Source organism: Thermomonospora echinospora (assembly GCF_900108175.1).
GTDB classification, from domain to species: domain Bacteria; phylum Actinomycetota; class Actinomycetes; order Streptosporangiales; family Streptosporangiaceae; genus Thermomonospora; species Thermomonospora echinospora.
Map to the genome: position 1 here is coordinate 153743 of NZ_FNVO01000004.1, position 19880 is coordinate 173622.

Consider the following 19880-nt stretch of genomic DNA (forward strand, 5'->3'; position numbering starts at 1 on the left):
GTGGGCGGCCGATACAGGCGTTCATGGCCGGGTAAGCCGAAGGGCACTGTCCTCTTCCGGTCCGTGGTCTTGTCGGCCGGGTGTTCAGCGGACATGATGAGGCCGCTGTCCGAGCGCGGCGTGCGGCTCCGCCGTGCGCGGGTCGTTGTCGTCCAACGTGGTCGGGAGACGGTCGGGATGCCCTGGCTCCGTGTCGGCGAGACCGCATGAGGCGTCGTCGGCATCTGGGGCTGTTACTGCAGGTCCTGCTGGTGTTGGTGGCCAGCCTGCTGGGAATCGTCACCAACTACGCGACCAACGCCGAGGACACCCCGCTCTACCTCGAGCTGTTGCAGAAGGTCGCGGTGCCCGGCATCGCGGTGCTGATCGTCGTTCTGATCGCCGGGCATGTGGTGGTGTACCGGCTGGAGAGCCCGGCACCTCCCCGGCGGTCCTGGGATCGCTCCCGCACTCCCTATCCCGGGTTGGACGCATTCACCGAGGACGAGTCGGCGGTGTTCTTCGGCCGTGAGGCCCAGATCGCCGAGTTGGTGCGGAGGCTGCAGGAGCCACCGGCCCGGCCCGTGGATCGGTTCGTCGCCTTGGTCGGTGCCTCGGGGAGCGGGAAGTCGTCACTGGTGCAGGCCGGGGTGATCCCGAGGCTGCGGGAACGGCGCTGGACGGTGCTGCCTGTGCTGACTCCGGGCACCAACCCGTTCGGTGCCCTGGCCCATGTTCTCGCCCAGGTCGACGGCGCTCAGGACGAGGCTGCGATCCTGCGGCGGCTGCGCAGATCACCGCAGGCGCTGCCCGCGCTGCTCAGGGAGGTGCGCCACCGGCAAGGACACCGGTTCAGGCGGATGCTGCTGGTCATCGACCAGCTTGAGGAACTGCTGACCCTGGCCGGCGAACGGGACCGCGCCGCGTTTCTGGAAGCTCTCTCCCAAGCCGTCGCCCAGGACTCCCGGCTGTGGGTAGTCGGCACCGTCCGCATCGAGTTCCTTCGGGACCTGCTGGAGACGGCGCAGGCCGAGCTGTTCCAAAGTCCGGTGGCGATCGGGGCGATCGGCCGACCTCAACTGCTGCAGGCGGTCCGGCAGCCGGGGGAACTGGTGGGCATGGCGTTCGCCCCCGGCCTGGTCGAGACCATCGTCGATGACGCCGGAACCAGTGACGCACTGCCGCTGCTGGCCTACCTGCTCCAAGAGCTGTACTTCGCCGCCGGTCCGGGAGCCACGGTCACCCTGGAGCGCTACCGCGCGTTGGGCGGGGTCGCCGGTGCGCTGTCGCGCCAGGCCGACCAGGTGATGACCGAACTGCGGGATGAGGGAGATGCCGACGCCGTCTTCGCCGTTCTGCTGAAGTTCGTCACGGTGGAGGGCCAGGAGGCCACCCGCCGCCGGGTCCCGCTGGCGGATCTGTCGGCCGGTGAACGTCGTGTGGTGGACGCGTTCGTCGATGCGAGGCTGCTGGTCACCGACGCCGACAACGGGCAGCCGTACGCCCATGTAGCGCATGAGGCGCTGTTCCGGCAGTGGCCTCCCCTCCGCCAGGAGGTCGAGACGCGGGCCGAGCAACTACGCCAGCGTGCCGAACTGGAGCGGTGGGCGACCGACTGGCAGCGGTCCGGCCGCAGCGACGACTACCTGCTCACCGGAGAACGGCTGACCCTCGCTCAGCGATGGCTCGCCGCGCTGGAGGAGAGCGGCCAGGCCTCCGAACCGGTCCGCGAACTGGTCGACGTCTCTTTGCGCCGGGACCTGGCATTCCTGCGCCGGGTGTCGGAGGGCATCGGCCGGTACGTACTCGCCAACGCCGAGCGATACCCGGAGCTGTCGATCCTGCTGTCACTGGCCGCACTCGGCGAATGCGCCACCACCCCCGCCGCCCAGCGCGCCTTGATGGCGGCCCTGTCGTTCAGCCACCTGCGGACGGTGCTGACCGGCCACACCGACACCGTCCGCAATCTCGCCTGGTCACCGGACGGCACCCGGATCGCCACCGCTTCCCGGGACGGCACGGCACGGATCTTCGACGCCGCCTCCGGGCACTGCGAGCAGGTGCTGTCCGGACACGGGGCGATGGTGGAGATGGTCGCCCGGTCACCGGATTCCGCCCAGGTCGCCACCGCCTCCCGCGACCACACGATCCGACTGTGGGATGCCATCACCGGCGCACAGGTGAGGGCGCTGACCGGCGCGTCCGATGTCGTCCGCGGAGTCGCCTGGTCACCTGACGGACGACTGATCGCCGGTGCCTCACGTGATCTGGTCGTACGAGTGTGGGACGCGGCCACCGGCGAACTGCGGCATGCCCTGCGAGGCCATCGGGACAACGTGCTCGGCATCGGCTGGTCACCCGGCGGGAGGTTGGCCACCGCCTCCCACGACCGGACGGTGATCGTGTGGGACAGGGAGACCGGCACACCCGCCATGGTCCTGGAAGGCCACACCGACCTCGTCGAAGGGCTCGCCTGGTCCCCGGACGGGCAGAGCCTCGCCTCGTCCTCCGGAGACCACACCATCCGGATCTGGGATGCCGGCACCGGTCGGCAACGGCTGCTCATCCGAGGTCACGCCGACCAGGTGTGGAACGTCGCCTGGTCCCCAGACGGACATCGCATCGCCTCGGTGTCCACCGACCGAACAGCCCGGATCTTCGACGCCCAGGACGCCGAACCGCTCGCCGTGCTCCGCGGCCACGACGACACCGTCTGGGGAGTCACCTGGTCACCGGACGGCTCCCGCATCGCCACCGGATCCGAGGACGGCACCGCGCGGATCTGGGACGTACGACCCCGAGGCGCCGAAACGGCCCTGCTCGCCGGACACGGCCAGCAGATCAACCAGGCCGCATGGTCACCCGACGACCGGCGCGTGGCCACCGTCTCCGACGACCGGACGATCCGGCTGTGGGACGCCGCCATCGGAGAGGCGATCTCCACCCTCGGCGGGCACTCGGACCGGATATGGACGGTCGCCTGGTCACCCGACGGCTCGCGGGTGGCCACCGGCTCCCAGGACGGGACCGCCCGAGTCTGGAGCGATTCCCGCGGCGTCGTGCTCGACCACGAAGGCTCGGCCGTCGAGGCCGTCACCTGGTCACCGGACGGCTCCCGCATCGTCACCGGCGGCCACGACCACACCGTACGGATCTGGGACGCCGACAACGGCACTCGGCTCGCCGCACTGACCGGCCACCAGGACTGGGTGGTCAGCGCCACCTGGTCACCCAGTGGACGCATGATCGCCACCACCTCCGACGACCGGACCTGCCGGATCTGGGACATCAGCGCCGGGGAGCAGCTGACGACGCTGCGCGGCCACGAGAACTGGGTCGACGACGTGTCCTGGTCACCCGACGAGCGACATGTCGTCACCGGCTCGGCCGACTGGACCGCCCGCATCTGGGAGACCGCAACCGGTCGGCAGGTCGGCGTTCTGCGTGGTCATGAGGGTCGGGTGCGCGCGGTCGCCTGGTCGCCGGACGGCTCCCGGATCGCCACCGGTTCCGACGACCGGACCGTACGCGTCTGGGACGCCATCACCCGGGAAGAGATCGTCGTGGCCGGCGTTCACCAGGACAAGGTGACCTCGGTGGCATGGTCTTCAGACGGGCGGCGGCTGCTCACCGCCTCCTTCGACGGCACCGCCAGGATCTGGCCGGCCGATCCCGACTTCGCCCGCCTGCAGGCCACCGCCCGCAACCGCGTCTTCCGCTCGCTCACCGAGGATGAACGCCGCAGCCACCTGCTGCCCCCGAGCCCCTGATCACAGCACGGAGTCCACCTCCCTTTTCTCGGTCTCCAGCAGGTAGTCCTTGGGATCAAGTTCCATCTGCTCACGCTTGGGCGACGCCCAGTACTGGGCGTTACGTTCGGCGAAGCCCTCCGGGCCCGCATACGACAGCACCCAGACGAACTGGTTCTTCTCCCGGTCCAGCCAAGCCCCATGGATCTCGAAGCCGAACTCCAGCCGCAACGGAACGATCAGCTCCCGCCACTTGTCGGCCCACTCGTCCAGCAGCCCCTCACGCACCGTGTAGACGCGCAACTGGGTCGTTCTGGCCATTCCGCGCTCCTTGCTCCCAGCGAGGCCGACTGCGGTACAGGGAAACGATCACCGATCCTCGCGAGAACCGAGAGTATGCGGCACAGCGCAGGTCCGTTCGGAAGCTGCACAGGCGGAGGACCTTGATGACGAAGACGTCCGGACGAGACCGTCTGGAGTAGACGGAACGTCGCGAACGGATCGGCCCGTATCGATGTCACCGGTGCCTGCTGTGTTGGTGGGGTCAGGGGTTGGGGCATTGGTCCATGCCGATGAGGGCGAGGGTCAGGTAGGTGTGGGTGCCGATCCAAAAGCCCCAGCAGAGGTCATCGCCACCGCGTAACGAGATCAGGGCGCGGGTGAAGCGTTCCTGCTTGGGGGTGGCGTGGGCGACGGAGTCGAGTGGGTTTTCGCTGTCCTCGTATTCGCGGCGTAGCCACGCTACGGCTTCTTCGGGGGTGTCGGCGTGGCATTTCACCACCGAGGGTGGGTGGCGCAGCCAGTCGCGTACGACGCGGGGCGGCCAGCCTGCAGGCAGGTTCTCGAAGATCGTGAAGGAGTACTTGGTGGTGTCGGCGGCCGGCATCCGGTTGGAGAAGCCGTGCCAGTGACAGGCGGTCATGAGGTCTCCCAGCGGTGCATCGCCCATTGCTGGGCGGCCTTGACGGCCGCCCGTGCCCAGGGGTGGGTGGCGGTGAAGTACAGCTCCAGCCAGGTGGCGGCCGTGGTGCGGGCGTAGGCATTGATGGCCTCGGGGTCGGCGTTGCGCCAGGAGGTCACGTCGGTGACGGCGGCCTCGGCGTCTCGTGGGGTGTGGCCGCAGGCGATGAGGCACAGCACCAGGTCGGCGGGGTTCACCCAGTCGGCTCCGCGGCTGGCGGTTGCCCAGTCCACGAGCATGGCGCCCTGCGGGGTGACGCGCATGTTGCCGGGAGTGAGGTCGGTATGGAGCAGTGCCCGGCCGGTGAAGTGGCGCAGGTGCTGCGGTGGGGCGTAGTTGGACAGGCGGGCCTCGAACCAGGGCAACTGGACGCCGCCCTGCGGGCAGGGGAGCCGGTCGAGGGCATCCAGCGTCTCCAGGACCTTCGGCAGGTCCGGTGAGCCTGGGGCGTAGTCGGCGCGGTGGCCACAGACGTACTCGAACCCGAGCAGGTGCCAGCCGTCTTCTGCGGCCTCGAACGCCAGGGCCGGTGCGATGGCGGTGACGTAGGGGTTGATGGCCGCTTCCCGTTCGAGCTGGGCGGCCTTGGCCGGCTCGCAGGCTCGGGCGCCCTTGAGGAAGACACGGTCGGTGCTGGTGTGCGCGACCGCGACGAGGGCGGAGTTCTTGCCTTCAGGGATGGGTTCGATCTTCACCACGGCGCCGATGTGTTCTTGGACCGCGTCCCGGACCGCCGGTGGCAGGCTCTCCCACTCCACTCGTTCCATGCCGGAGAGCCTGCCAGCGGATCATGACCGCCCGTGGGCAGGTCGGGGCCGTGTCCTTGAGTCGATGTCCGTCAGCCGATGTCCGTCAGCCGGCGATGCACGGGTTGGGCGGGCAGCACGGGCTGCGGTTGACCCAGAACTCCTCCTGCACCCGGTACCCGGTGGCGCGGAGCGCCGGGAGCGTACGAGCCACCGCGTCGTCGTCCATGGCGGCGCCGGGCGGGGGCGGGACGTGGTGCAGGTACTTTCCGGCCAGCCGGTCACAGAACTCGGTGTACTCGGCCGAGTGCAGGATGAACGCGTGCCAGCCCGGGTCCACCGTCTCGTCCATGGCGAGCCTGACGTGGGGGTTGTCGACGACGGCCTTCAGGAAGACCAGGGTCTGGCCGATCACGCCCTCGGCGTACGGGCGGGTGACGGACTCGTGCTCCATGACGTAGCCGACGAGCTTGTCGAACACCTTCGGGTCGACCAGCTCCCTGGGATCCTTTGCGCCGGCCGCCTTCGCGGGGCGCTCTGCCATCACAGTCATGCCTGCTCCTCCTCGGTCTCGGATGTGGCCTGAGCTTGAACGCCTTCGCCACCCAGGAGACCCCAGGCAGCGCCCCCGGGCCGCGGTGCGGTCAGTGCCGTACGGTGCGGTTGGTGCGAGGCGGTGCGACCGCCTGACGACCCTTGGCGAGGCGCGTTACCGTGCGCGAAAGGGGACCACCACACCGTTGCGTGGGCGATGACCACGGAGAACCGGATGGCCGACTCGACCTTCCAGCCACGCACACCGCTCGCGCAGCTGATGGCCCTGGTGGGCTGGAACGGGGACCGGCTGGCACGCGGTCTCAACGCGTTCGCCCAAGCGCAGGGACGCCCCGAGCGGCTCCACCCCAAGACGCCCTACAAATGGGTACGCGGAGAGACACCACGCTCACCGTGGCGGGCACTGACCGCAGCCCTGCTCAGCGATGCCCTCCAACGCCCGGTCACCACTGCCGAACTGGGCTGGCCGGAGGACGATCTGCAGTGCGTGTCGGCGATCACAGGGCTCCAGGTCCCCTGGACTACATCTGGAACCTTGCGCGGGCTGCGCACCGTCACCGACGCTGGCCCCATGGATCGGCGCCTGTTCCTGATGCTGCTGGGGGCCGCAGCCACCTCACCGGCACACGAGTGGCTCATCGCCCGCCAGGTCGGCGACACCGGCCGGGCCTCCGGCGCGCCGGTGCCACTGGAGGTCGCCGACCGCCTCGACCAGATCGCCGGTCACCTGCGCCGCATGGACGACCAACTCGGCGGCGGGCAGCTGCTCACCCTGGTCCACCAACACCTGCGGTACGTCACCGGCCTGCTCGACGAGCGCCGCTACAGCGACACCGTCGGCCGCCGACTCCACGCCACCGCCGCCGAACTGCTCAGGCTGGCCGGATTCATCTGCTTCGACTCCGGGCTGCACGCCCGCGCCCAGCGATACTGGGTCACCGCCCTGCACGCCGCCCACACCGCCGGTGACCGCGCACTCGGCGCCAACATCCTCGGATTCTGGTCCTGTCAGGCGAAAGACATCGGACAGATCCGCGAAGCGATCACCCTCGCTGAGACCGCCCGCACCGGATACCCGGGTGCCAGCCCCAAGGTCTCCGCCATCCTGGAGCTGCGCAAGGCCGAGGCCTACGCCAACGACCATGCGGCCACCGATACCCGCCGCGCCATCGACACCGCCTTCGACACCCTCACAGGCGCCCCGGCCTCAACAGGCCACCCCGATTGGGCGTACTGGATGGACGAAGCCCACGCCCACGCCCAAGCCGGTTACTGCTACCTACGCCTCGGCGACCACAGCCGCGCCCGCGCCCACCTCCGCAGCGGGCTACGACTCCAGGGCGCCGGCTACTCCCGCGAAGGAGCCCTGCGCCGGGTCCTCCTCGCCACCAGCTACGTGCAGCAGGAACACCCCAACCTCGACGCCGGACTCGCCCAAGCCCACCAGGCCCTCGACACCCTGACCGGCGAAGTCGACTCCGCCCGCTGCCTCGGCCACCTCTCCCATCTCGTCGACCACCTGACCCCACACCGACGCTCACCCGAGGTACGGGAATTCATCGACCGAGCACGTCCCCTCATGTCGCCTGCTCGATAGGCATCGGCGACCTGCTGAGAACGGATGCGCTCGGCGCTTAGTTCACCCCCCGTGAGCGCGTAGGAGCCCGCCCCTGCGGGCACGGCCTGATCAAAGGCCACTCGTTCACCGGCTTGCGGAGCCTTTACCGGGACTGCCGCCAAGACGGCGTGCTCGGCGGTTCTTCATAGGTGCATGGGGACCAGGTGACCGTCATGGGTCATCCAGCAAATGAACGACACACCTTCCACTCCGGAAGCCTCCGGCGCCGACCGGCACAGTCCAGGCTCCGGAACCAAGGTGCGACGGCTGCTGCCGTTGACCGTGTGGCTGTGCTCGGACACCAGCGCCACGGCCAAGACGAGCGGCCAGAGTCACGGTGGCGGCAGCGCAGAGGGCGAGTACTGCCCGCTGCACCGGCGGACCGTGGGCCATCAGCTGGCCCGGCATCTGATCACGGCCTGCACGCGGGAGGGTGATCTGGTCGCCGAGGCTTACACCACGAGCGAGGCGACGCTTGCGGCTGCTGCTGGGCTTGGCCGGCGGGCGGTGGCCTGCGTGCCGGACTTCCCGCTCGCCCGGCGTATCCGTGCCCGTCTTGATGCCGCCCTGCCTCACGAAGTGGCGGCCCTGGCCGCGATGCGGCCGTGCCGTCCCGACCAGATGGCCCGTGGGCTGGCCGACCATCTCGGCCAGGTAGAGCTGGTCATCGCAGCGCCACCGCCGTACCGGCACGACGGTCAAACGCGCAGGGCTTCTGCCGGGGACCACCGGTGCCCGGTGTGCCGGACCGGGTTCTGGATGAACAGCCAGGAGCGTTTCCGGTCGTTCATGGCGGCGGCCTGGCAGGTGCTGCGGCCGGGTGGGCGTCTGGCCGTCATCACCACCGCCCGCCACGAGCACGGACGGCTCGTGGACGCCGCGCCGCGCATCATCCGTGAGGCGGCCGGGCTGCGGTTCCGCTACGTCCAGCACATCATCGCGGTCCGAGTACCCGTCGAAGGGGACACGCTCGTCGTCCAGGCCGAACCGCGTGGCCTTGCCGAACTGCGGGATGTCCGGTCCAGGGCGTTGCCGCCGGTGGCCAAGGTGCACGCGGACGTGTGCTTGTTCACCAAACCCTTCCCTGTGGGTCGGGACGGTGACCGGTGACTGCCAACGACCAGACCACCGGACACCGGGACGAGACGCTGGCCTCGGTCCTGGTGACCGGACAGCAGCCCTCTCGCCTGCAGCGCCGGGGCCGGTATCTGGCGGAGTCGATGCGGCATCCGGGCAAGATGCTGCCCGCCATCGCCGCCCAGGTGATCTCCGCCTACACCAGGCCCGGGGACCACGTGCTCGACCCGATGTGCGGGATCGGCACCACCCTGGTCGAAGCCATCCACCTCGGCCGCAACGCCGCGGGCATGGAGTACGAACGCGACTTCGCGCGGATGGCCGCCGACAACGTCCGCCATGCTCAAGGGCAAGGCGCGACCGGGGCGGCAGAGGTCGTGTGCGGGGACGCCCACACCGTCACCACCACCCTGTCGGGGCTGTGTGGGCGCGTGGCGCTGGTGCTGACCTCACCGCCGTACGGCTCTCACACTCACGGCCATGTGCGCTCGGGCCGCGACAACGGCGGCGGAAAGCTCCTCAAGCAGGATCACCGCTACTCCCACGACCGCGGCAACCTCGCCCACCAAGGCATCGACGACCTCTTGCACGGGGTCGGCCGCATCCTGGGCGGCAGCGCCGAACTCCTACGACCGGGCGGTGTGCTGGCCGTCACGGTTCGCCCGATCCGCGTCAAGGGCGAGTTGGTCGACCTTCCCGGCCGTGTGATCGAGACCGCCGGGCGGGCGGGGCTCGTTCTGACCGACCGCTTCGCCGCGCTGCTGTGCGGGCTGCGGGATGGCGGGCTGGTCACCAGGGCCTCGTTCTTCCAGATGCTCGAAACCCACCGGGTACGCGAGCGAGGAATGCCCGCCTGCGTCACCGCACACGAAGACCTCCTCATCTTCCAACGGGCCCGCGACGTGTCGGGAGGCGGGCGATGACGCCCCAGCACCGCCAGGCGCGGCGGACCGGCGGAGACAGGACTACGGAACTGCTGGCCTGGCTTCAGCTCGGGACGTGCGGCAGATGCGGCCGGGCCCGCTACCTGTCCCGCCGCGAAGCACGCCGGGCAGCACGCATCGCCGCACCCGGGACCAGGCTGCGCGCCTACCGCTGCGGGACCTCCTGGCACCTGACCACCCCCGCCGGCCGGCCTCAGCTCATCGCCCCGCCCGTCACCGTGCCACCGCCGCAGGTCCGTCAAGTGCGTGGACTGGACCTTGGACGCCGAGTCGAGCGTGCATATGGGGGCCGCCGGTCGGGTGTCCCGGTCCCGGAACGGGATCGGTCGGCCGGACGGTGGCCGGGCACCGCCTGTCCTGCGGGGGAGCGGTGACCGGCCAGGGCAGGAAGCTGCGCCTGGTCACGCCGGACGAGCCGCCACGGCTCACCCCGGGTGCGGCCGGGATGCTGCTGCGGATCCTGCTCAAGGCCACTGCTCAGGCATCACGACCACACGACGAGCAAGGGATCGAATCATGCAACACAAGCCACCCGCCGAAGAACAACTGAAGGGGTCCAAGCCGTCGAGGACGCGGTTCGCGTTCTACGGACGGCAGGCGTTCAACGGCCCCTCCTACCCACGGCAGCTCGGCAGGGCCTGGACGCTGCTCAAGCCCTGCGGCGCAGACATCGCGGCCGTGTTCTTCGACATCGACACCTCACCATCGATCCACTGGTCGGACTGCGCGCAGGCATGCGAGTTGATCGACATGCTCACGCGGAGGGAGCACACCTTCCACGCGGTGGTGTTCGGGCTGTCGCACAAGGAGGCCCACGCCCTGTTCGACCCCGACTTCCCGCTCTTTCGCATCCCCTTGTGGATGCCCGTCTTCGAGCCACCCCAACGACTCGGAGGCACCCACGGACCCGTGATCGGCTCAGCAGTCGACGACGAGCAGGCAGGGGAGAAGTGAGCATGCGGTTCGCGTTCTACGGCCGGGTGTCCACCGAAGACAACCAGGACCCCGAAGCCTCCCGCGCCTGGCAGCTGCGCCGCGCCCACGCCCTCATCGAAAGCCGGGGCGGGCAGATCGTGGCCGAGTTCTTCGATGTCGACAAGTCGCGCTCGATCCCGTGGGCGCGGCGTCCGCACGCCTCCGCGCTCATCGAGCAGCTCAAGAACCCGGGGCGGGAGTTCGATGCGGTGGTGATCGGGGAGCCGCACCGGGCCTTCTACGGCAACCAGTACTCGCTGACCTTCCCGCTGTTCGAACACTTCGGCGTGCCGCTGTGGGTGCCCGAGGTCGGCGGGCCGATCGACCCGGCCAACGAGGCCCACGACATGATCATGGGCGTGTTCGGTGGCCTGTCCAAGGGCGAACGCAACCGGATCAAGATCCGCGTCCGTTCCGCCATGGCCGCCATCACCGCCACCGAAGGCCGCTACCTGGGCGGACGTCCACCCTACGGCTACCGGCTCGCAGACGCCGGACCCCACCCCAACCCCGCCAAGGCCGCCGACGGAAAACGCCTGCGCAAGCTGGAACTGGACCCGGTTGCGGCTCCGGTGGTGCGCAGGATCTTCTGCGAGTTCCTCGGCCTCGACGGCGGCATCGAAAAGGGGCTGTTCGCGATAGCCGAAGGGCTCACCCGAGACAACATCCCTTGCCCATCGGCGCACGACCGGGCGCGCAACCGCCACCGGGAAGGAGCCGCCTGGTGCAAGAGCGCGGTACGCGCGATCGTGACCAATCCCCGCTACACCGGCCGCCAGGTATGGAACAAGCAGCGAAAAGACGAGGTCCTCATCGACGTCGATGACGTCGCCATGGGGCACACCACCAAGCTGCGGTGGAACGACCAGGACACCTGGATCTTCTCCGAGCAGGTCGTCCACCCGCCGATCGTCGACGATGCCACCTTCAACCTTGTCCGGCAGAGACTCACAGCCCGCCGCAACCAGACCGGCGGCACCAAGGCCCGCGAGCGCACCAAGCGCTCCTACGCACTACGCGGGCTGCTGTACTGCGGGTTGTGCAACCGCAAGATGCAGGCCCACACCTACCGCGAGTACATCTACTTCCGCTGCCGCTACCCCGAGCAGTACGCCCTGGCCAACAAGGTCCACCACCCCCGCAACATCTTCGTCCGCGAACGCGAGGTGACCGCGCTCCTGGACACCTGGCTGGGCAAGACCTTCACCCCGCACCGCCTCAAGGAACTCATCGCCGACACCCAGACAGCGCCCCAGATGGACGACACAGCCCTACGAGCCAAGGCGAAGATCGCCGAATGCCACGCCAAGCTCGCCCGGCACCGCGCCGCGCTCGAAGCGGGCGCCGACCCGGCCACCATCGCCCAGTGGATCGCCGAGACCAACACCGAACTCAAGATCGCCGAATCCCAGGCCCACACACCCACCGACCGGCAACCCGCCCTGACACCCGAACAGATCGACGCACTGATCACCGCCTGCGGCGGCCTCGTCCAAGCCCTACAAGACGCCGAACCCCAGGACCGCCAGGACGTCTACCGCCAGCTCGGCATCCGGCTCACCTACGAGCCCCGGAAACAGGAAATCCGGGTCGAAACCAGAATCGACCCGGATCAACTGACCCCTCATGATCCCTGCCATGGGGTAACAGTGCGTGTCCGAGGGGGGACTTGAACCCCCATGCCCCGTGAAGGGCACTAGCACCTCAAGCTAGCGCGTCTGCCTATTCCGCCACCCGGACCTGCGTACGCACGCATCAGCGCGCGGCGCGTGCCAACGATACCAAAGGTCCTGACTCGCGGCGAAGTCGATCGCGGGGCACGATGGACGGGGTGGGAGGTGACGGCGTGGAGGTGGAAGTGATGGATGGGCGGCGCGGTGCTGAGGATGAGGTCGTCGGCCTCTGCCAGGAGCTGATCCGGATCGACACGAGCAACCCAGGGGATCACTCCGGGCCCGGGGAGCGGGTGGCGGCCGAGTATGTGGCCGGGAAGTTGGCCGAGGTGGGGCTGGAGCCGGTGGTGCTGGAGTCGCACCCCGGGCGGACCAGCGTGATCGCCAGGATCGAGGGAGAGGATCCGGGGCGGGACGCGCTGCTGCTGCACGGGCATCTGGACGTGGTGCCGGCGCGGGCCGAGGACTGGACGCGCGACCCGTTCGGCGGGGAGATCGCCGACGGGTGCGTGTGGGGCCGGGGCGCGGTCGACATGAAGGACATGGACGCCATGATCCTGGCGGTCGTCCGGGAACGGCTACGGGAGGGGCGCCGGCCGCCGCGGGACGTGGTGGTGGCGTTCCTGGCCGACGAGGAGGCCGGGGGCAGGTGGGGCGCCCAGTGGCTGGTGGACGAGCATCCGGAGCTGTTCGAGGGGTGCACGGAGGCGGTCGGCGAGGTCGGCGGGTTCAGCCTGACCGTGCCGGGGGACCGGCGGATGTACCTGATCGAGACGGCCGAGAAGGGCATCGGCTGGATGCGGCTGACCGCGCGCGGGACGGCCGGGCACGGGTCGATGGTGCATCCCGACAACGCGGTCACCGCGGTGGCGGCGGCGGTGGCGCGGCTCGGGTCGCACGAGTTCCCGCTGCGGCTGACCAAGACGGTGCGGGCGTTCCTGGAGCGGGCGTGCCTGGCGTACGGGGTGGAGTTTGATCCGGACCATCCGGAGAAGTGCCTCGCCGAGATCGGGCCGCTGGCCCGGATGATCGGGGCGACCCTTCGCAACACGCTCAATCCGACCAGGCTGGACGCCGGATACAAGGTGAACGTCATTCCGCAGGAGGCGTCCGCTCAGGTGGACGGGAGATTCCTGCCGGGGTATGAGGAGGAGTTCTTCGCGACCGTGGATGAGCTTCTCGGGCCGGACGTCACCCGGGAGTTCGTCCACCACGACCACGCGATCGAGACCGAGTACGAGGGTGCGCTGGTGGCGGCCATGGAGGCGGCGTTGACCTCGGAGGACCCGGGGGCGCTGCCGGTGCCTTACTGCCTGTCGGGCGGCACCGACGCCAAGGCGTTCGCCCGGCTGGGAATGCGGTGCTTCGGTTTCGCGCCGCTGCGGCTGCCGCCGGAGCTGGACTTCTCCGGAATGTTCCACGGGGTGGACGAGCGGGTTCCGGTGGACGGCCTGCGCTTCGGTGTGCGGGTCCTGGATCGCTTCCTGGACCGCGCCTAGGGAACTCCGAAGAACATTGCCGGGAAGGCTGTGATCCGAGCAGTCCGTGGTGGTACGGTCACCATGCGTAGGAGCGGACCGGGTCCGCTCCTCTCGGAATCATCAGGCGAGGAGGGTCTGTGACGCACGGCCTGGCACGGGTACGGACGGTTTCCGTCCGATCGCTTCGTGTCGTGGCCGCTCATCCGATGATTCGCAGGCTGCTCGTTCTCGGCGGCCTGGTCGTCACCGGCTGGCTGCTCGGCGGCCTCGCCGGGACCGCCCACGCGGACGTCTCGTCGCCGTGCTCGGCCTTCAGCGGCGAGGTCCGCAAGCCCGCCGCCGTGAAACGCGTGTTCCCCGCCGCTCCGCCGTCCGGGCTGCCGGACAGGCCGCGGACGGCGGAGGGCGGTCCGGCGCTGCCGGACCCCCGCGTCCTGGGGCGGATCGGCGATCTGCTGTCCGAACGCCTGCCGGAGGTCGTGGATCCTCCCGGCGGGCGGGAACGGACGGAGCCCGGCCCGTCCGGGCGGACGGTGCCGGCCGATCCCGGCGATGAGTCCCCGCGCCGCGAGCACGACCGGGACACCGGCGCCGACGACACCGCGCGCATCGGCTTCTCCGGGCCGGGCACGACCCTGGGGACCGGGACGCTCACCGATGGCGGCCCTCGCGCGGATGAGGACCGGACGAGCCGTGGCCTGACCGACGAGGACCACCCGCCGATGGGCGGCGACTGGCTGCCCCCGGCCGCCGAGTCCGCTTCCGCGGGCGTCGGCGGGCCGCTGGGCGGTTATCTCGGCCAGGCCGTCCAGGCGGAACGGCCTGCGCCGGTGCCCTTCTCCCGTCCGGGCGTGGACGCGCCCGTGGTGCGAACGGCCGTGGACGAGCCGTTCTTCGCGCCTGACTGATCTCCCTGCCTGATCTCCGGCTCCCCGCTCGGCGATGAGCGGGGCCGGGACGCGCCGCCCTCCGGCTGTGGCGCGTCGCCCCTCGAGACGGGCCGATCAGCTCCTTGCGGCTTGGCGACCTGTGCCCGACGACGTGCGGGCCGGGCGGTCCATGCCCGTGACGTTCCCGGTGGTGGCGTTCCCCGGTCGCGGACCAGTCCGTGACCCGGTGACCCGCGGGCTCCGGCGGTCGCGGCGGGACGGCCCGCGGTCCGGCGGAAACGGCAGGCCGCGGCGCGGACGGGCCGGCTCGAGGGTCTCGTTCCCTCAGTTCATCTCATCGATCCCCTTGTGGAATGGAGCGACCATGCGTACCTGGGTCAAGGTCAGTGCTCGTGCCGTCATGCTCACCGCGGGCTTTGCCGCCTTCGGTGCCGGCACCGTGTTCCCCGACGCCGCGCACGCCGACACCGACCTGCACCTGATCATCGGAGACCGGAACGTCCCCCCGGTCTCCGCCACCGTCGAGGTCGGCGACCACAGCGTCTCGGTCGGCGAGGCCCACGGCGCCGGCTCCCTGACCAGGAACGAGCTGCCCGCGCTGCCGAGGCCCGCGACCCCGGCGCCGCACGCCGCGACGCCCACCCTCCCGCAGGCCGCCAAGGACTCGCAGGACGTCCTGGACGTGCCCGAGCTCCCTGCCGGACCGGACGGCCTGCGGATTCCGAACGTTCCCGGGCACCCGAGTGAGATCCGGATCCCCGAGACGCCCGCGATCATCGACGTGGAGGAGTTGGAGATCCTCGACGTCGAGGGCCTGGAGATCCTGCCGGGGGTGGAGGCCCCCGAGCTGCCCGGGAACCTGACCGGCGGGCTGCGGGTCGGCCCGAAGCCCAAGGGCCCGCACTCCGCGGGACGGGCCCCCGAGCACATGGGCTCGATGCCGCAGACGGTGCAGTCCGGCGGTGACTCGCACCTCGGCCCCGTCGTCCTCCCGCCGACCGGCCACCTGCCGGTGCGGCCGGACGTCCTGCCGGCCCTGCCGTCCTCGGCCCTGATCCGGCTTCCGGCGCGTCCGGACACGCCGCTCAAGGGTGCGGACCGGATCGACCCGGCTCTGTCGCAGCCGGGCACGACCGCGCACCGGCTGCTCTTCCCGCGGACGCCGGTCCAGGTCACCACGGCGGGGACGCCCCGGCTGTCGCTGCCCGGCCTGCCGGAGCTGCCGAAGCCGCCGATCAACGGCGGCATCGGCGAGCCCGAGTACCAGATCTCCGCCGACCGGCTGTCCGGCGGAGTCCCGGAGATCACCACCCACCCGCTCAGGACGACGGGCCAGACGGCCGAGGCCACCCAGAACGCCCCCAGCCGGGTGCTCGAGCCCGCCGGTGAGCTGTCCGGTTCCGCCGGTCAGGTACGGGAGACCGCTGGGCAGGCGATCGAGGCGGCCCAGAACGTTCCCGGTCAGGTGCCGGGTGCGGCGGACCGGGTGCTGGAGGAGGTCGGTCAGGTGGCCGAGGCGGCCGAGGGCGTTCCGGGCCGGGTGCCGGGTGCGGCGGGCCGGGTGCTGGAGAGGGCCGGTCAGGTGGCCGAGGGTGTTTCCGGGCTGGTGGCCTTGGGGGCCGGTGGGGTGGATGAGCGTGCTGGTTCCGGCGCCGGCGGGACGGACGGTGTCCGGCTGCCGGACGGGTCCATGGCGAAGCCGGTGGGTCGCGCCTAGCCGCCACGAGGTCTGGGCCGTTCGGTCCGCCGGTGGACGTTCGCCGGTGGGCCGGGCGGGTCCGTGAACGGCCTTGCCCGTCCCGGGGGCGCGGACCGGGGCGGGCAAGGCTCCTGTAGTGCCGAGGTCAAATCACCTCATGTGACTTCACCAACGTCCAATGCCGCCACCCGGGCGAAACCCGCAGATCGGGGCGGGTGGGCCCGGCTCACAGCGTGCGGACCTGACGGATGATCTTGCGGCGGAGCTGGATTCGGCGGCTACCGTCAGGGTAGAGGCGCAGACGGTGGAGCTCCCACCCGCCGTACTCGGCGTGCTCGGTCATGAGCTGCCGGGCCGCGTCACGGCTGGTACCGCGGGGCAGCTTCAGGACGAGGTAGGTGTACTCCGCCATTACGTTCCATTATGGCCCGGTGAACGCCGGGTGGGGAGGGTCCGCGGGCGGTTCGCGGGGAATCCTTGGCGGTCCAGGTCTGCGACGCCGGTGGGGACGTGTCATCCTGTCGGGGGTTCGCGGCGCAGGGAACTCACGGGGATGCCGACGCGATGGAAGGGTTGCGGAGTCCTTCCTGTTGTCCCCCGGAGGACGGCCGGGTTCTGGTAGCAGGCATCCGGGCATCCGCCGTACATGACGGACGAAGACAGCGAGGGTTGGAGCGATCGTGCCAGCCAAGAACGGCACAGCACAGCGTGGCCGCGGCCGGGCCGCGGCGTCCGGCGGCACGGGCACCCGCCTGGTGATCGTCGAGTCGCCCGCCAAGGCGAAGACGATCGCCGGATATCTGGGCAGCGGATACGTGGTGGAGTCCAGTATCGGCCACATCCGCGACATCCCGCGGCCCGCCGAGATGCCCGAGAAGATCAAGAACGAGCCCTGGGCCAAGCTCGGCGTGAACGTCGAACGCGACTTCGAGCCGTACTACGAGATCACCCCGGACAAGAAGAGCCAGGTCGCCAAGCTCCGCCGGGCGCTGAAGGAGGCCGACGAGCTCTACCTGGCCACCGACGAGGACCGGGAGGGCGAGGCGATCGCCTGGCACCTGCGCGAGGTGCTCAACCCCAAGGTCCCGGTGCACCGGATGGTGTTCAACGAGATCACCCCCGAGGCGATCCGCAACGCCGCCGCCAACCCGCGCGACCTGGACCTGAAGCTGGTGGACGCGCAGGAGACCCGGCGCATCCTGGACCGGCTGTACGGGTTCGAGGTCAGCCCGGTGCTGTGGCGCAAGATCATGCAGGGCCTGTCGGCCGGCCGGGTGCAGTCCGTCGCCACCCGCCTGGTCGTCGAGCGCGAGCGGGAGCGGATCGCGTTCGTCTCCGCCCACTACTGGGACATCGAGGCCGACTTCGCCACGGCCGGCACCGCCGAGGACGGCCCCCGCTCGTTCACCGCGCATCTGGTCGGGGTGGACGGCAGGAGGGTCGCCCAGGGCCGTGACTTCTCCGCCCGGGGCGAGCTGAAGTCCGCCGACCTGCTGCACCTGGACGAGGAGGCGGCGCGCGGCCTGGCGGCGCGGCTGGCCGGCCGCCCGTACGCGGTCAAGTCCGTCGAGCGCAAGCCCTACACCCGCAAGCCGTACGCCCCGTTCCGCACCACCACCATGCAGCAGGAGGCCAGCCGCAAGCTGGGCTTCTCCGCCAAGTACTCGATGCAGGTGGCGCAGAAGCTGTACGAGAACGGCTTCATCACCTACATGCGTACCGACAGCATCAACCTGTCGGAGACCGCCATCGCCGCCGCCCGCGCCCAGGCCACCGCGCTGTACGGGGCGCAGTACGTCGCCGACAAGCCGCGCACGTACGCCAAGAAGGTCAAGAACGCCCAGGAGGCGCACGAGGCGATCCGGCCCGCCGGGGACACCTTCCGCACCCCCGCCGAGACCGGGCTGACCGGCGACCAGTTCCGGCTGTACGAGCTGATCTGGAAGCGGACGATCGCGTCCCAGATGAAGGACGCGGCCGGCCAGTCGGTGTCGGTGCGCGTGGTCGGCACCTCCACGGCCGGCGAGGAGGCCGAGTTCGGCGCGACCGGCAAGACGATCACCTTCTACGGCTTCCTGAAGGCCTACGTGGAGGGCGCCGACGACCCGGAGACCGACGCCGACGACAGTGAGCGGCGGCTGCCGGCGCTGAGCGAGGACGACCCGCTGACCGCCGAGCGGCTGGAGGCGCAGGGGCACAGCACCCGCCCGCCCGCCCGCTACACCGAGGCCACCCTGGTCAAGGAGTTGGAGGAGCGGGAGATCGGCCGGCCCTCCACCTACGCCTCGATCCTGGGAACGATCCTCGACCGCGGGTACGTGTTCAAGAAGGGCACCGCGCTGGTGCCGTCCTTCCTGGCGTTCGCCGTGGTCAACCTGCTGGAGAAGCACTTCGGCCACCTGGTCGACTACGACTTCACCGCCCGGATGGAGGACAGCCTCGACCTGATCGCCCGGGGCGAGGCCGAGCGGGTGCCGTGGCTGCGCCGTTTCTACTTCGGCGACGGCGGCGGGCACGGCGACGGGCACGGCGACGGCGAGATCGGGCTCAAGGACCTGGTCACCGATCTCGGCGAGATCGACGCCATCGGGGTCAGCTCATTCCCGATCGCCGGCAGCGACATCACCGCGCGGGTCGGCCGGTACGGGCCGTACCTGATCCGCACCGGGCCGGACGGCACCGAGGAACGGGTCAACATCCCCGAGGACCTGGCGCCCGACGAGCTCACCCCGGAGAAGGCCGAGGAGCTGTTCGCCCAGCCCAGCGGCGACCGCGAGCTGGGCCGCGACCCGGCCACCGGGCACCCGATCGTGGCCAAGTCGGGCCGGTTCGGCCCGTACGTGACCGAGATCCTGCCGGAGGAACTGACCACCACCGCGTCCGGGCGTCGCAAGAAGGGCGCGCCCAAGCCGCGCACCGCCTCGCTGTTCAAGTCGATGAGCCTGGACACCGTCACTCTGGACGACGCGCTGAAGCTGCTGGCGCTGCCGCGCACGCTCGGCGAGCTGGACGGCGAGCCGGTGATCGCGCAGAACGGCCGGTTCGGCCCGTACGTCAAGAAGGGCTCCGACAGCCGCTCGCTGGGCTCGGAGGAGGAGCTGTTCACCATCACCCTGGAGCAGGCCCAGGCACTGTTCGCGCAGCCTAAGCAGCGCGGCCGGGGCCGGGCCGCGGCGGCGCCGCCGCTGCGCGAGTTGGGCGCCGACCCGGCCAGCGGCAAGCCGGTGGTGGTCAAGGAGGGCCGGTTCGGCCCGTACGTCACCGACGGGGAGACCAACGCCAGCCTCCGCAAGGGCGACGAGGTCGAGTCGATCACCATCCAGCGGGCTGCCGAGCTGCTGGCCGAACGGCGCGAGAAGGTGGCCGCCGGCGGCGGAAAGAAGGCCCCCGCCCGGCGGGCGCCGGCCAAGAAGAAGGCCACGACCGCCAAGAAGGCCCCGGCGAAGAAGACCTCCGCCAAGTCCGGGACCTGAACCGGCCGGGCGGCCTGCCGCGGTCTGCTCCCGAAGGGACGGTCACGTCGATACGCTGAC

The 19880-nt window shown here is 70.4% G+C and carries 16 protein-coding genes and 1 tRNA gene; 11 read left to right on the forward strand and 6 right to left on the reverse strand.

The genetic code is table 11. The annotated features are described in order from the left end of the window. Window positions 1-206: 206 nt before the first annotated feature. Window positions 207-3749 carry an NACHT and WD repeat domain-containing protein gene (locus C4U03_RS10915; protein WP_103937621.1) on the forward strand — a complete coding sequence of 1181 codons (3543 nt, stop codon included), beginning with the start codon at window positions 207-209 and terminating at the stop codon, window positions 3747-3749. On the opposite strand, the gene C4U03_RS10920 is transcribed toward C4U03_RS10915, so the two are convergent. From C4U03_RS10920 to C4U03_RS10935, 4 genes are all read right to left on the reverse strand, one after another. Next, entirely contained in the window at window positions 3750-4049 is a 300-nt protein-coding gene (locus tag C4U03_RS10920; protein WP_103937622.1) for an NIPSNAP family protein, read from the reverse strand. A 223-nt stretch (window positions 4050-4272) separates the two neighbouring features. Beyond that, a complete protein-coding gene (locus C4U03_RS10925) occupies window positions 4273-4650 on the reverse strand; it encodes a hypothetical protein (protein WP_103937623.1) in 378 nt (125 codons plus the stop codon). After that, a complete protein-coding gene (locus C4U03_RS10930) occupies window positions 4647-5456 on the reverse strand; it encodes an aminoglycoside phosphotransferase (protein WP_103937624.1) in 810 nt (269 codons plus the stop codon). Before C4U03_RS10930 ends, C4U03_RS10925 begins: the two co-directional genes overlap by 4 nt. Window positions 5457-5541: 85 nt before the next feature. Next, a complete protein-coding gene (locus tag C4U03_RS10935) occupies window positions 5542-5988 on the reverse strand; it encodes a glycine-rich domain-containing protein (protein WP_103937625.1) in 447 nt (148 codons plus the stop codon). A gap of 198 nt (window positions 5989-6186) precedes the next feature. Between C4U03_RS10935 and C4U03_RS10940 the strand changes: the two genes are divergently transcribed. From C4U03_RS10940 to C4U03_RS10960, 6 genes are all read left to right on the forward strand, one after another. Beyond that, window positions 6187-7587 carry a hypothetical protein gene (locus tag C4U03_RS10940; protein WP_103937626.1) on the forward strand — a complete coding sequence of 467 codons (1401 nt, stop codon included), beginning with the start codon at window positions 6187-6189 and terminating at the stop codon, window positions 7585-7587. Between the two features lie 210 nt (window positions 7588-7797). Then, window positions 7798-8718, forward strand: coding sequence for a hypothetical protein (locus C4U03_RS10945; RefSeq protein ID WP_146087334.1), 921 nt, complete (start codon window positions 7798-7800; stop codon window positions 8716-8718). Then, a complete protein-coding gene (locus C4U03_RS10950) occupies window positions 8715-9608 on the forward strand; it encodes a TRM11 family SAM-dependent methyltransferase (protein ID WP_103937628.1) in 894 nt (297 codons plus the stop codon). Before C4U03_RS10945 ends, C4U03_RS10950 begins: the two co-directional genes overlap by 4 nt. 391 nt (window positions 9609-9999) lie before the next feature. Next, window positions 10000-10179: a hypothetical protein gene (locus C4U03_RS41745; RefSeq protein ID WP_146087335.1), complete on the forward strand. Its 180-nt coding sequence runs from the start codon at window positions 10000-10002 to the stop codon at window positions 10177-10179. After that, window positions 10146-10583, forward strand: coding sequence for a hypothetical protein (locus tag C4U03_RS10955; protein ID WP_103937629.1), 438 nt, complete (start codon window positions 10146-10148; stop codon window positions 10581-10583). Before C4U03_RS41745 ends, C4U03_RS10955 begins: the two co-directional genes overlap by 34 nt. A gap of 2 nt (window positions 10584-10585) precedes the next feature. Beyond that, window positions 10586-12277, forward strand: a complete 1692-nt coding sequence (locus C4U03_RS10960) for a recombinase family protein (protein ID WP_103937630.1) — start codon at window positions 10586-10588, stop codon at window positions 12275-12277. Here C4U03_RS10960 and C4U03_RS10965 read toward each other — a convergent pair. Beyond that, window positions 12259-12344 (reverse strand) — tRNA-Leu (locus tag C4U03_RS10965). The genes C4U03_RS10960 and C4U03_RS10965 overlap by 19 nt on opposite strands. Window positions 12345-12465: 121 nt before the next feature. Here C4U03_RS10965 and C4U03_RS10970 point away from each other — a divergent pair. The 3 genes from C4U03_RS10970 (at window position 12466) to C4U03_RS10980 (ending at window position 16365) form a co-directional block, all read left to right on the forward strand. After that, window positions 12466-13776 carry a M20/M25/M40 family metallo-hydrolase gene (locus C4U03_RS10970; RefSeq protein WP_103937973.1) on the forward strand — a complete coding sequence of 437 codons (1311 nt, stop codon included), beginning with the start codon at window positions 12466-12468 and terminating at the stop codon, window positions 13774-13776. Between the two features lie 188 nt (window positions 13777-13964). Continuing rightward, the gene (locus C4U03_RS10975; RefSeq protein ID WP_146087336.1) at window positions 13965-14666 is read left to right on the forward strand and encodes a hypothetical protein; all 702 of its coding nucleotides are present in this window, start codon (window positions 13965-13967) and stop codon (window positions 14664-14666) included. Between the two features lie 346 nt (window positions 14667-15012). Next, window positions 15013-16365, forward strand: coding sequence for a hypothetical protein (locus tag C4U03_RS10980; RefSeq protein WP_103937632.1), 1353 nt, complete (start codon window positions 15013-15015; stop codon window positions 16363-16365). A 208-nt stretch (window positions 16366-16573) separates the two neighbouring features. On the opposite strand, the gene C4U03_RS10985 is transcribed toward C4U03_RS10980, so the two are convergent. Then, window positions 16574-16759: a DUF5703 family protein gene (locus tag C4U03_RS10985; protein ID WP_103937633.1), complete on the reverse strand. Its 186-nt coding sequence runs from the start codon at window positions 16757-16759 to the stop codon at window positions 16574-16576. A gap of 268 nt (window positions 16760-17027) precedes the next feature. Between C4U03_RS10985 and topA the strand changes: the two genes are divergently transcribed. Continuing rightward, complete coding sequence (gene topA / locus C4U03_RS10990; RefSeq protein ID WP_103937634.1) at window positions 17028-19820, forward strand: type I DNA topoisomerase; 2793 nt, start codon at window positions 17028-17030, stop codon at window positions 19818-19820. Window positions 19821-19880 lie beyond the last annotated feature (60 nt).